The sequence below is a fragment of the Burkholderia sp. LS-044 genome (assembly GCF_004803625.1).
Classification (GTDB): domain Bacteria; phylum Pseudomonadota; class Gammaproteobacteria; order Burkholderiales; family Burkholderiaceae; genus Burkholderia; species Burkholderia cepacia.
The window spans coordinates 216,464-229,067 of record NZ_SSWO01000001.1 but is presented as its reverse complement, the minus strand read 5'-3'; the positions used below and the strand labels follow the sequence as shown (position 1 = coordinate 229,067).

Here is a 12,604-nt window from a genome sequence, read left to right as displayed (position 1 = left end):
GTCACCCGAGCACGTTCGCATAGACCTGCTGCGCGAAGCGCTGCGGGTCGGTGCTCTTCTTCAGCACGCTGATGCGGCGGAAATCGTCCGCATAGAACGCGATTTCCTGCTGCAGGTCGACGTTGGTCGGGTGGTGCGTGTAGGTGAGCGTCGCGTACAGCTTGCGCAGATCCTCGGGGCTGATCTTCGGCGAATACTTCGCGAACACCTTCGCGGCTTCGTTCGGGTTGTCGTGCGTGAACTCGGTGGCCTGCACGATCGAGCGCGCGAGTGCGGCGGCGGACGGCCGGTCGTTGCGCACCAGGTCGCCGCGCGCGCCGATCACGCCGCACACCTTGCGTGCGTATTCGCCTGACAGGTTCGTGGCGAGTTCCGTGTACGCGCCGTTGCTGCGCTTTTCCAGCAGATAGAGGTTAGGGTCGCCGTCGGCGATCGCGTGGATCTCGCCCTTGTCGACCGCGACGCCGAGCAGGTCGGCCGGATACTGCCGCCACGTGATGTCGCGCTCGGGATCGATACCGTTCTTCGCGAGCAGGATCGAGAAGAAATGCTTGCCGGGCGCGGCCAGGTCGCTGACGCCGACCGTCTTGCCCTTCAGCGCCTGCAGCGTCGTGACGCCGGCCGCCTTCGAGCCGAGCAGCCGCACGCAGCCGCCGTGCGAGCTGCCGATGATCTTCACGTCGAAACCGGCTTCGAGCGGCTTCAGCCAGCGATGGATCATCCCCACCGCCGCATCGGCCTTGCCGGTCGCGATCGATTCGAGCAACTGGTCGGTCGAGCCGCTGTAGTTGATCAGTTCGACCTTCAGGCCGTTCTTCTCGAAGAAGCCGCGCTCCTGCGCGACGACGATCGGCGTCAGGCAGAACGCGTTCTGGTTCCACGCGAACGTGAGCTTCTTCAGCGGCGGCGCGGACCAGGCCTTGCGGCCAAGCGTGATCGCGGGCGCGGCGAGCGCGGCGGCGCCGGCCGCGCGCAGCAGCTTGCGGCGTTTGTCGTCGTGCGTGTCGCGCGTGTCGTGTGCATTGGCGGGCGCGGGTGCGGCGGTTCGGGTCATGTGGTCTGGTCTCCGGTCGTGCGGGAAGGCGCTCAGTCGAGCAGGTCGGGTTCGTCGGCGACGACGCGCGCGAACAGGCTGTCGAACGCATGCAGCGCGCCTTCGGGGCCGCCGATCTGGCCGTGCGTGTGGCGCGCGGTGGCGTGATCGATCGGTTGCGGCGTGCCGGCCGCCTCGGCCAGCAACTGCGTGTGCGCGGCGTTGTCGAGCGCGATGTACCACCATGCGGCGGCCTCGACCGTCGGGCCGGCGGTCAGGATTCCGTGGTTCTTCAGGATCGCGCCCTTGTGCGTGGTGCCGTCCGGTTTCGCAAGCGCATCGGCGATCCGTGCGCCTTCGCTCGTGTCGACGACCATCCCCGTGAAGTCGTCGAACAGCGCGTGGTCTTCATAGAACACGCACGCGTCCTGCGTGAGCGGGTCGAGCGGGCGGCCGAGCGTCGACCACGCCTTGCCATACGTCGAATGCGTATGCGCGGCGGCGACGATGTGCGGATGCGCGTCGTGGATGGCCGCATGGATCGCGAACGCGGCCTTGTTCAGCGGTCGGGAACCGATCGCGGTTTCGCCGCGCGCGTTGACGAGCAGCAGGTCCGACACCTTGATCTGCGAGAAATGCACGCCGAGCGGATTCACCCAGAAGTGGTCGGGCAGCTCGGGGTCGCGTGCGGTGATGTGGCCGGCGAGCCCCTGTGCGAAGCCGAAGCGAGCGAACAGGCGGAACGCGGCCGCGAGCCGCTCCTGACGGTGACGGCGCTCGGCGGCGACGTCGATGCGCGGCGCGGGCGGATCGAACCAGAAATGCTGGCGCGGCGACGCGGCGAGCGCGAGGCCCGACGCAGTGCGTTCGAGTGTGGACGGAACGGCGGACATCGTAAGGGTCTCCCGGGTTGCGTCAGGCCGCGCGGCGCGCCGCGTCGCGTGCGGCGACGGCGCCGCGCACGCGCGGAATCAGTTCGCGGCCGTAGTCGATCGCGTCTTCCAGCGGATCGAAGCCGCGGATCAGGAACGTCGTGACGCCGAGGTCGTAGTAGTCGAGCAGCGCATCGGCGACCTGTTCGGGCGTGCCGACCAGCGCCGTCGAATTCGAACGCGCGCCGGTGAGGCTGGCGATCTCGGTCCACAGCCGCTTGTCGACGCGCGAGCCGCGTTCGGCCGCGGCCAGCAGGCGGCGCGCGCCTTCGCTTTGCTGCGGGCCGCCGGCGCCGAGCCCGGCCGCTTCGCGCAGCCGGCGTGTTTCGTCGAGGATGCGATGCGCACGCGCCCACGCTTCGTCCTCGGTCGCGGCGAGGATCGGGCGGAACGACACGGAGAAACGCACCTGCCGGCCGTGCTTCGCGGCTTCGGCGCGCACCCGGGTCGTCAGGTCGCGCACCTGGTCGAGCGATTCGCCCCACAGCGCGTAGACGTCCGCGTGCTTGCCGGCCACGGCGAGCGCGGCTTCCGATGCGCCGCCGAAATAGATCGGCACATGCGGCTGCTGGAACGGCTTCACTTCCGAAAACCCCTGTTTGAACCGGTAATGCGCGCCGTCGTGATCGAACGGCTGCGCTTCGGTCCAGATCCGCCGCAGGATGCCGAGGTATTCGTCGGTGCGCGCATAACGTGCGTCATGGTCGAGGAAATCGCCGTCGCGCTGCTGCTCGCTGTCCGAGCCGCCGGAGATGAAGTGCACGGCGAGCCGGCCGCGGCTGAACTGGTCGAGTGTCGCGATCTGCCGCGCGGCGAGCGTCGGCGCGGTGAAGCCCGGGCGATGCGCGAGCATGAAGTGGATGCGCTCGGTCGCGGCCGCCGCGAATGCGATCGTCAGCGTCGCCGACGGGCCGGTCGAGTGATGCGGCACGAGGATCCGGTCGAAGCCGGCCGTCTCGTGGGCGCGGGCAAAGTCGCGCACGTAGCCGGGATCGACCACGGGGCCGGACGGCGGGTGGATTTCCGACTGCTTCTGGCTCTGGATCATGCCGATGAATTCGACGCTCATCTGGGTCTCCGGTGCGGGGATGTCCCGGCGCGCGGCCGGGCAGGAATGGAGCGCAGGTTAACGCCGCGATCATGCGGAATGGAAATAATCAATCCCGATTTGAATATCAGATTTGCATGGTTTGGGCGCGTGTGCGCTGCGCATACGCTGTGGGCTCACGAACGATCGGGCGCGCGGGCGCCGGCGAATCCGGGGGCACGCGTTGCGGATCGCCCGGTTCACGGGATACCGCGCCGCGTGGCGATCGATTGCCGCGGTTGCCGATCTCCGTCGCGCTTGCCGCCTGTCCGTATTACCCAGGGAATCCGTTTCGATGTCCGCCAGCCTTGCCGCTTCCTCGCCGTCGCCGCAGCCGCCCGCGCTGCGCCTCCTGCCCACCGACGATGCCGACGACGCACGCGTCGCCGCGCTGCTCGAGCGCCTCGCGCCGGAACTTGCCGCCGATGCGGCGCGCAACGACGTCGATGGCCGCTTTCCGCACGAGAACTTCGCGCGGCTGCATCGCGCGGGGCTGATCGCGCAAGTCGTGCCGCGCGAGCATGGCGGCGCCGGTGCGACGCTCGCGCAGGCGAGCCGGATCGTCGCCGCCGTCGCGCGGGCCGATCCGGCCACCGCGCTGGTGCTGACGATGACCTATCTGCAACATCGCGCGCTCGGCCGGGCCGACAACCGCTGGCCCGCACAGGTGCGGCGCGCGGTGTTCGACAGCGCGGTCACGCACGGTGCGCTGATCAACGCGCTGCGGGTCGAGCCCGCGCTCGGTTCGCCGTCGCGCGGCGGCCTGCCGGAAACCGTTGCCCGGCGCGACGGCGACGGCTGGCGGCTGTCCGGCCACAAGCTGTACAGCACCGGGATTCCGGCGCTGCGCTGGCTGGCCGTGTGGGCGCGCACCGACGAACCGGCGCCGCGCGTCGGCGTGTTTCTCGTGCCGCGCGACCGCGATGCGGATGGCGATCGCATCCGCGTGATCGAAAGCTGGAATCACCTCGGCCTGCGTGCGTCGGGCAGCCACGAGGTCGTGTTCGACGACGTCCGGCTGCCGGCCGATCACGCGGTCGACGTGCGCGCACCGGACGCATGGGCCGTGTCGGCCGCGACCCACGCGGATGCCGACGCGCAGGCCGACCAGCAGGCGTGGATGGTCGCGCTGCTCGGCAGCCTGTACGACGCGGTGGCGCGCGCGTCGCGCGACTGGGTGGTCGAATTCGCGACGACGCGTGCGCCGAGCGGGCTGGGCGCACCGCTCGCGACGCTGCCGCGCGTGCAGGAAGCGGTCGGCGAAATCGAGGGCTGGCTGCACGCGAACCGCGTGCTGCTCGACGATCACGTCGCGCGCACCGACGCGGGTCACGCGCCGCCGGTCACGACGAGCGGACTGGTCAAGCGCACCGTGACCGAGCACGCGATCCGTGCGGTCGAGCAGGCGCTGAAGCTGTCGGGCAATCACGGGCTGAGCCGCGCCAATCCACTCGAACGCCACTATCGCGACGTGCTGTGCAGCCGCGTGCATACGCCGCAGGACGACGCGATCGCGGTGGCGGCGGGGCGTGCGGTGCTCGACGCGGCGAGCCGGGTCGAAGCGAAGGGCAAGACGAAGGGTGAAGCGGGCGGCGAGACGGAAACGGGCGGAGCGTCGGTCAACGAGACCGGGCGCGGCCGCAGCGATGCGTGAGCGGAGCAGGGCTGGCGCGAGCATCGATCGGGCGGCGCGATGCTGCCGCCGCCCGATAGGGTCACGCAGCCTGGTCGTGCGCCTGCTCGGGCAGCGCGAATGCCGCACGCGCATGCGCGGCGACGGCCGCGAGCGGCGCGCCGAAGCGGGCCGCATCGTGCCGGCGCAGCAACCACAGATCGATGTGCGGCTTGAAATCGGCGAGCGGCACGATGTCGAGCGCGTCGCGCAGCGGGCTGCCTTCGACGAGCGGCAGCGGCATCAGCCCGATGCCGAAACCGTTCGCGACGCTCTGCAGTTGCAAGTCGCGGCCGTAGGTGTCGAGCGTGACCGGCATCGGCAGGCCCTGCGCGTCGAGCGCGCGCCGCAGGCCCGCACGAAAGCCGCAACCGTCGGGATTGAGCACCCAGCCATGAGCGTGGCAATCGGCGAGCCGGTAGCTGCGGCGCGGCCAGTCACCCTTGCGGCCGACCGCGACGAGCCGCGTGGCCAGCAGCCGTTCGCCGTCGACCTGTGCCGGCAGCACCATCTCGCGCGCGAGGAACACGAGCGCCGCATCGAGTTCGCGGCGGGCGACGCGCTCGACGAGCATGCCGCCCCACGCGGTCGTGACCTGCGTCGCGAGCGCGGGCCACTGCGCGGCCAGTTCGGATATCAGCGCGGGCAGCATCAGTTCGCCGAGGCCCTGCGTGAGCCCGATCCGGAACTCGCCGGCGGGCGGCTGCTCGCCGGCCGTCAGCTCGCGCAGCGCATCGACTTCGCGCAGGATCGCGCGACACTGCTCGAAGACCTGCCGGCCGATGTCGGTCGGGCGCGGCGGCTTCGTGTTGCGATCGAGCAGGGTCACGCCGAGCGCTTCCTCGAGATTCTGGACGCGCCGCGTGATCGCGGGCTGCGTCATCCCGAGCTCGGCCGCGGCCTGGCTCAGGGTCTGGCAGCGGACCACCGCTGCAAAAGCGTCGATATCGCTAATTTTCATGTTTGTTCTGCATGGTCTTTCAGGTGCATCATGACGATCCATCATATTCGGCATCATATTCGAGGAGCCAGCCGATGAGTACGCTTTCGTTGCATCAGACGCCGCTGCGTCCGTTCGTCGACGGTCTGGGCGCGCTGCTCGCGTCCGGCGCGGACGAGGCGCGCATCCTCGACGAGGGCGGTGCGCTGCTCGCCGCGCTCGTCGAACACGACGACTGGTTGCCCGACGCGTTCGCGCAGCCCGACCCCGCGCGCTATCGGCAATACCTGCTGCATCTCGACCCGGACGAGCGGTTCTCGGTCGTCAGCTTCGTGTGGGGCCCCGGCCAGACGACGCCGATCCACAATCACACGGTGTGGGGGCTGATCGGGATGCTGCGCGGCGGCGAATTCTCGCAGCCGTACCGGTTCGACGCGGCGGGCCGGCCCGTGCCGTCCGGCGAAGCCGTGCGGCTGGCGCCGGGCGAGATCGAGGCCGTGTCGCCGCGCATCGGCGACGTCCATCGCGTGACCAACGCGTTCGCCGATCAGGTATCGATCAGCATCCACGTGTACGGCGCGAACATCGGCAAGGTCGAGCGCGCGGTGTACCTGGACGACGGCACCGTGAAACCCTTCGTGTCGGGCTATTCGAACGCCTGATGCAACGCCCGCCGATGCGGCCGGTTGCCCGCACGCGCCGGCGGGCTCAAGATTGATCCGTTCCGCTTTCTTCACCGACTTCAACGCATTCAATACAGAGACATCGTGACGCACTCCGCCGATTCCACTTCCCGTTTTCCCGTCGCGTCGTACCAGGATGTGCGCGCGCGCCTGCTTGCCCGCGACGAGATCGCACTGATCGACGTGCGCGAGGAAGATCCATACGCGCAGGGCCACCCGCTGTGGGCCGCCAACTTTCCGCTGTCGAAACTCGAACTCGACGCGTGGACGCGGATTCCGCGCCGCGACACGCCGATCGTCGTATTCGGCGAAGCCGGCGGCGAGGATCTCGCGCCGCGCGCGGCCGAGAAGCTCGCGCAACTCGGCTACACCGACGTGCGGCTGCTCGACGGCGGCCTCGCGGGCTGGCTCGCGGCGGGCGGCGAACTGTTCATCGACGTGAACGTGCCGAGCAAGTCGTTCGGCGAATGGGTCGAGGCCGAGCGGCATACGCCGTCGCTGTCCGCGCAGGAGGTGCAGGCGCTGATCGACGCGCAGGCCGATGTCGTGATCGTCGACGCGCGCCGTTTCGACGAATACCAGACGATGAACATCCCGACCTCGACGAGCGTACCCGGCGCGGAACTCGTGCTGCGCGTGCGCGCGCTTGCGCCGAATCCGGCGACGCAGGTCGTCGTCAACTGCGCGGGACGCACGCGCAGCATCATCGGCACGCAGTCGCTCGTCAACGCGGGGCTGCCGAATCCGGTCGCGGCGCTGCGCAACGGTACGATCGGCTGGACGCTCGCGGGCCAGACGCTCGAGCGGGGTGCCGCGCGGCGCTTTCCGGACGACATCGACGCGACGCAGCGCGACGAAGCGCGCCGCGCTGCGCGCGCGGTGGCCGAACGCGCGGGCGTGCCGCGCATCGCGCTCGCCGACGTCGCCGCGCTCGACGAACCGGGCCGCACGCTGTACCGCTTCGACGTGCGCACGCCGGAGGAATACGAAGCCGGCCATCTGCCCGGTTTCCTGAGCACGCCGGGCGGCCAGCTCGTGCAGGAGACCGACCATCACGCAGCCGTGCGCGGCGCGCGGATCGTGCTCGCCGACGACGACGGCGTGCGTGCCGACATGACCGCGTCGTGGCTCGCGCAGATGGGCTGGGACGTGCGTGTCGTCGAGCCGGCCGGCGCGGCCGCTTTCGGCGAGCGCGGCCAGCCGCCGCGCGACGTGCCGGCGACGCCGGCCGTGACGGAGGTATCGCCCGCGACGCTTGCGGGCTGGCTGAAGGAGGCGGCGCCCGGCGAGCTGGCGATCGTCGACGTGACGGCCAGCGCGAACTACGTGAAGCGCCATATCCCGGGCGCGTGGTTCGCCGTGCGTGCGAAGCTGCGCGACGCGCTCGCGGCGATTCCGGCCGCGAAGCGTTATGTGTTCACGTGCGGGTCGAGCCTGCTCGCGCGGTTTGCGGCGGACGACGCGCGTGCGCTGCTGCCGGCTTCGGCCGAGATCCGGGTGCTCACCGGCGGCACGGCCGCGTGGATCGACGCCGGGCTGCCGCTCGAAAGCGGCGAGACGCATCTCGCCTCGCCGCGCGTCGACCGCTACCGGCGCCCGTACGAAGGCACCGACAACGCGGCGGCCGCGATGCAGGCGTATCTCGATTGGGAATACGGGCTGGTCGACCAGTTGAAGCGGGACGGCACGCACCACTTCAACGTGATCTGACCGATGCGATGCAACCGGGCGCAACGCGCGCGCCGCGCGCCGCGCCCGGTCGACGCGCGTGTCAGCGCTTGAACGTATCGACGGCCGTGCGGCCGACGGCAGGATCGTCGGTGAAGAAGCCGTCGATGCCCGCGCGCAGGTACGCCTGGATCTCGCGCACCGAGCCTGCCGTGTTGCGCGTGGCCGGCGTGCCGCCGTCCTTCAGCGACGCGGGCAGGAAGTTGTTCTCCGGGCGGAACGTGTACGGATGCACGACGAGGCCGGCCTCGTGCGCGTAGCGCACGTACGGTGTCGGCTGCTGCAGCGTGCCGTCCGCGGCGACCGCGATGATCGACGTCTTGTACGGGCCGACGCCGTTCGCATAGGTCGCGACCTCGCGCATGCCGTCGCGCGTCGACAGGTCGCCGTAGGTGCGCTTGTCGTTCGCCTTCACGAAGTCGTACGGGCGCTGGCCGGCTTCGTCCATCAGCTGCACGAGCTTCCAGTTCGGCTGGCTCGACTTGATCCGGTTGCGGATCGCCTTCAGGTTCGCGACCTCGAACGACTGGATGTAGACGGTCGCGGTGCGGGCCGTGTACGCATCCTTCAGCAGGGCATCGACGAGGCGGTCCTCGAGCGGCAGGCCGATCGACTGGAAGTAGGTCGGGTGCTTGGTTTCCGGATACAGGTGGATCGTGCGGCCGGTCTGTGCGGACAACTGCTTCGCGAGCGCGACGATTTCGTCGAACGTCGGAATCTCGAACTGGTCGTTGTACGCGGTGTTCGCGGGGCGGACCTGCGGAATGCGCTCGCGGGCGCGCAGCGTCTTCAGCTCGGCGAGCGTGAAATCCTCGGTGAACCAGCCCGTCAGCTGCGCGCCGTCGATCGTCTTGGTCGCCTTGCGGCTCGCGAACTGCGGCAGCGCGGACACGTTCGTCGTGCCCGAGATCTCGTTCTCGTGGCGCGCGACGAGCACGCCGTCGCGCGTCGACACGAGATCGGGCTCGATCACGTCCGCGCCGTCCTCGATCGCCTTGCGGTACGACGCCAGCGTGTGTTCGGGGCGCAGCGCGCTCGCGCCGCGATGGCCGACCACCTGGATCTTCGCGGAAATCGGCTGGGTGGGATCGGACGCGACGTCGTCGTCGCCGCCGCACGCGGCGAGCAGGAATGCGGCGGCACAGGCGAACGGGACGTAGCGCAGGGAGGTCGGGCGCTTGAAGAGCATGTCGGTGAACCTTCGAAACGAGAGTCGGAAAGGGGCGGTCGCTCCGGCGGTGCGGCTGTCGTGCCGTGTCGCACGGAGTCGGATGGGACGCGATCGTCGCACCGAATAATTACATATGTATTACTTCGGCCTTTCCGTTTCTTGTTTTCGGGGCGCGATATGCGCGGCGGGGCGGTTGACGGCGGCCCGACGGGCGACGCATTCCGGCCGTCCCGGGCAGGCCGTGCGCCGGATGCACTAAACTTGCGGGAATTTTGCATCGCCGTGCCGGGCCGGACGCCCGCCTGGCGCGACGATGCGGCGACTTGCGGGCCGGCGCGGGCGCCCGGCGCCCGTGTGCGTCCGGGGCCCGCGCCGGCCGATTTTTCCCGACCCATGACGACTCGAACCGATTCCGCCTACCTGCTCGGCGACCTGCTGAAGAACGTTTCCCGCTCCTTCTACCTGACGCTGCGCGTGCTGCCCGACGGCATGCGCGACCCGGTCGGCCTCGCGTACCTGCTCGCGCGCGCCGCCGACACGATCGCCGATACGGCGCTCGTCGCGCCCGATCGCCGGGCGGCATTGCTGACCGAGCTGCGCGACGAGGTCGAGCAGCTCGGCGACGGCGTCGCGCTGTCGCGTGCGCTCGAGGACGTGACGCGGATGCAGACCGATTCGCACGAGCACGTGCTGCTCGGCTCGATGGAGCCGATGCTCGCGCTGCTGCGCGCGCAGCCGGACGCCGATCGCGCATCGATCCGCAAGGTCGTCGCGACGCTGACGGCGGGGATGGTATTCGACCTGCGCACGTTCCCCGACGAGCAATCGGGGCGGGTCGCGTCGCTTCGGACGCGCGACGAACTCGACCGCTACACCTATCTCGTCGCCGGCTGCGTGGGCGAGTTCTGGACCGACATGACGGGCATGCACACGCCGGCCGCGCGCGGCTGGAACCTGCCGGACATGGTCGAGAAGGGCATCCGCTTCGGCAAGGCGCTGCAGATGACCAACATCCTGCGCGACTGCGCGAAGGACCTGCGCATCGGCCGCTGCTACCTGCCCGACGATGTGCTGGGCGCGCACGGGCTGAGCGTCGCCGACCTGATGTTGCCCGATGCGTCGGCGCGCGCGCGCGGCGTGCTGGTCGACCTGCTGCGCGTGACGCTGGACCAGTATCGCGACGCATGCCTGTATACCGTTGCGATCCCGCGCCGCTTCGTGCGGCTGCGGCTGGCATGCCTGTGGCCGATCATGATCGGCCTCGAAACGCTCGAACTGCTGGCCGGTCATGACGCGTGGCTCGATCCGGCGAAGCCGGCCAAGGTGCCGAGAAAGCGCGTCTACCGGATCATGGCGTCGTCGCTCACGCTGGTCGGCTCGAACACGGCGATTCGCGCGCGCATGACCGCGCTCTCCGATGCCGTGAGCGCGCATCTCGCGCAGCCGGTCACACGCTGACACCCACCGAACGATGCCGGCGCGACAGGTGCCGGTATCGCCCCTCGGCCCGCGTTCGCCGGGCCGGTTCTCCCGCATCGTCTAAAAACGTTTTCATCATTTCGTTTCGCGAAACGTGGGTGTCATGAACGTCAGCGATCCTTCGCGGCGGCGTGAATCGTGGCGTCAGCCGCGGTCGCGCATTTGTAAGATGTATTTCGCCGAAGGCATCTGACAACATCCGACGGTCGTGTTGCACCCGTAAAAATGTAAAGCTAGGGTTTTCACCGGGAAATGCCGGAAAAGCCCGCCGCGTAAGCGTTTTCAGGTGTTATGTAACTGCTTGGTGAACCCGTGCGTTGCGTCGATCATACGATGACCGACTGCACATGTTGGGAAATGATTGGTAATCCGTCAGAATCGCGTCGGCATGTACTCGCACATGTGTCAGTCATAAAACCACACCAGAAAAGAAATCATTCTTTGAGGACGGAGAATCAATGAAAAAGCGCGTCGCTTTCGCCATGACGGCAGCGGGCCTTGCAGCCGCTACCGCCGCCCACGCACAGAGCAGCGTGACCCTGTACGGTATCGTCGATAACGGTATCGCATACCAAAACAACTCGTCGGCAGTCGGCGCGACCACGGGTGGTCACTCGAAGGTGCAGATGTCCACCGGCGTGTGGGCAGGCAGCCGCTTCGGCCTGAAGGGCAGCGAAGATCTCGGCGGCGGCACGAAGGCGATTTTCCAGTTGGAAGCCGGCGTCAACACGGCTAACGGTTCGTCGCAATGGACCAACGGCATCTTCACGCGTCAGGCGTGGGTTGGCCTGACCAACAATACGTACGGTACGCTGACGGCCGGCCGCCAGTACACCGCGTACTACACGCTGCTGTCGCCGTACAGCCCGACGACCTGGCTGACCGGTTACTACGGCGCGCACCCGGGCGATATCGATTCGCTGGATACCAGCTACCGCGCGAACAACTCGCTCGTCTACATGTCGCCGAAGTTCTACGGCTTCACGGTCGGCGGTTCGTACTCGTTCGGCGGCGTCGCAGGCGCGACGAACCGCGGCTCGACGTGGAGCGCGGCGATCCAGTACCTGAACGGCCCGGCAGGCATCGCGGTCGGCTACCAGCGAGTCAACAACTCGACGCTCGGCGGCGGCGCGTGGGGCGCGAACTCGACGGTGCAGAACGGCCTGAACGCAGCCGGCACCAACGGTGTCGAGCCGGCAGTTTCGTCGATCAACAATGGCTACCAGTTCGCGCAGTCGCAACAGCGACTGGCCGTCACGGCTGGCTACCAGTTCTCGCCGGCGTGGGACATTTCGGCGTCGTACTCGAATGTTCAATACATTCCGGGCACGGGTTCGGGTTTCAAGAACACGGCGATCTTCAACACGGCTGGCGCCGTGCTGCACTGGAAGCCGGTCGCTCAGTGGGACTTCGCGGCAGGCTACTCGTACACGGCGGCAACGCAGTCGAACGGCATCACGAGCTCGGCCAAGTACCACCAGGTCACGGTGTCGCAGTATTACAGCCTGTCGAAGCGCACGGGCCTGTACGCGGTTGAGGCGTACCAGCACGCGAGCGGCAACACGCTGAACGGCGGCAAGATCATCGCTGCAACGACGTCGATCGGCGACGGCGTGGGCGCAGGTTCGAAGCAGAACCAGATCGGCGTCGGCGTCGGCATGATCCACCGCTTCTGATGTCGCGCGGCGCGCGAGCGCCGCTTGCGACATGCGGTATGAAAACCGGCCTTCGGGCCGGTTTTTTCATGTCCGCGCGATTTGGGCGAATGTCGCGCCGCGATCGCTGCGTCAAGCCCGCACCGCGAGATCATTCCGCTTCTATCGCTGCGTCAAGCCCGCATCCGGTCGCTCAGTTTCCATCGCTGGGTCAAACCCGCGTC

Annotated in this window: 10 protein-coding genes; 5 read left to right on the top strand and 5 right to left on the bottom strand. The window is 68.6% G+C overall.

From position 1 onward, the window contains the following. Position 1: 1 nt before the first annotated feature. Genes E9536_RS01030 through E9536_RS01020 form a run of 3 tightly spaced genes read right to left on the bottom strand, consistent with a single transcriptional unit; the run spans position 2 to position 3,034 of the window. On the bottom strand, positions 2-1,054 hold the full coding sequence (locus E9536_RS01030; protein ID WP_136469109.1) for an ABC transporter substrate-binding protein: 1,053 nt from the start codon (positions 1,052-1,054) through the stop codon (positions 2-4). A gap of 32 nt (positions 1,055-1,086) precedes the next feature. Beyond that, a complete protein-coding gene (locus tag E9536_RS01025; protein WP_027791454.1) occupies positions 1,087-1,926 on the bottom strand; it encodes a class II aldolase/adducin family protein in 840 nt (279 codons plus the stop codon). Positions 1,927-1,948: 22 nt separating this feature from the next. After that, a complete protein-coding gene (locus E9536_RS01020) occupies positions 1,949-3,034 on the bottom strand; it encodes an LLM class flavin-dependent oxidoreductase (RefSeq protein WP_060085184.1) in 1,086 nt (361 codons plus the stop codon). 313 nt (positions 3,035-3,347) lie between these two features. On the opposite strand from E9536_RS01020, the gene E9536_RS01015 reads away from it, so the two are divergent. Continuing rightward, entirely contained in the window at positions 3,348-4,706 is a 1,359-nt protein-coding gene (locus tag E9536_RS01015; protein ID WP_136469108.1) for an acyl-CoA dehydrogenase family protein, read from the top strand. Between the two features lie 61 nt (positions 4,707-4,767). On the opposite strand, the gene E9536_RS01010 is transcribed toward E9536_RS01015, so the two are convergent. Continuing rightward, positions 4,768-5,742, bottom strand: a complete 975-nt coding sequence (locus E9536_RS01010) for a LysR family transcriptional regulator (RefSeq protein ID WP_027791457.1) — start codon at positions 5,740-5,742, stop codon at positions 4,768-4,770. A 17-nt stretch (positions 5,743-5,759) separates the two neighbouring features. Here E9536_RS01010 and E9536_RS01005 point away from each other — a divergent pair, with 17 nt between their 5' ends. Next, positions 5,760-6,326, top strand: coding sequence for a cysteine dioxygenase (locus E9536_RS01005; protein ID WP_027791458.1), 567 nt, complete (start codon positions 5,760-5,762; stop codon positions 6,324-6,326). Between the two features lie 105 nt (positions 6,327-6,431). Next, a complete protein-coding gene (locus E9536_RS01000) occupies positions 6,432-8,057 on the top strand; it encodes a rhodanese-related sulfurtransferase (protein ID WP_136469107.1) in 1,626 nt (541 codons plus the stop codon). Between the two features lie 61 nt (positions 8,058-8,118). Here E9536_RS01000 and E9536_RS00995 read toward each other — a convergent pair whose 3' ends face one another. Further along, positions 8,119-9,264 carry a glycerophosphodiester phosphodiesterase gene (locus tag E9536_RS00995; RefSeq protein ID WP_136469106.1) on the bottom strand — a complete coding sequence of 382 codons (1,146 nt, stop codon included), beginning with the start codon at positions 9,262-9,264 and terminating at the stop codon, positions 8,119-8,121. A gap of 375 nt (positions 9,265-9,639) precedes the next feature. Between E9536_RS00995 and E9536_RS00990 the strand changes: the two genes are divergently transcribed. Together E9536_RS00990 and E9536_RS00985 are read left to right on the top strand one after the other, a co-directional pair. Then, complete coding sequence (locus E9536_RS00990) at positions 9,640-10,704, top strand: squalene/phytoene synthase family protein (RefSeq protein WP_136469105.1); 1,065 nt, start codon at positions 9,640-9,642, stop codon at positions 10,702-10,704. A gap of 479 nt (positions 10,705-11,183) precedes the next feature. Beyond that, positions 11,184-12,401, top strand: a complete 1,218-nt coding sequence (locus E9536_RS00985; RefSeq protein WP_027791462.1) for a porin — start codon at positions 11,184-11,186, stop codon at positions 12,399-12,401. Positions 12,402-12,604: the final 203 nt, after the last annotated feature.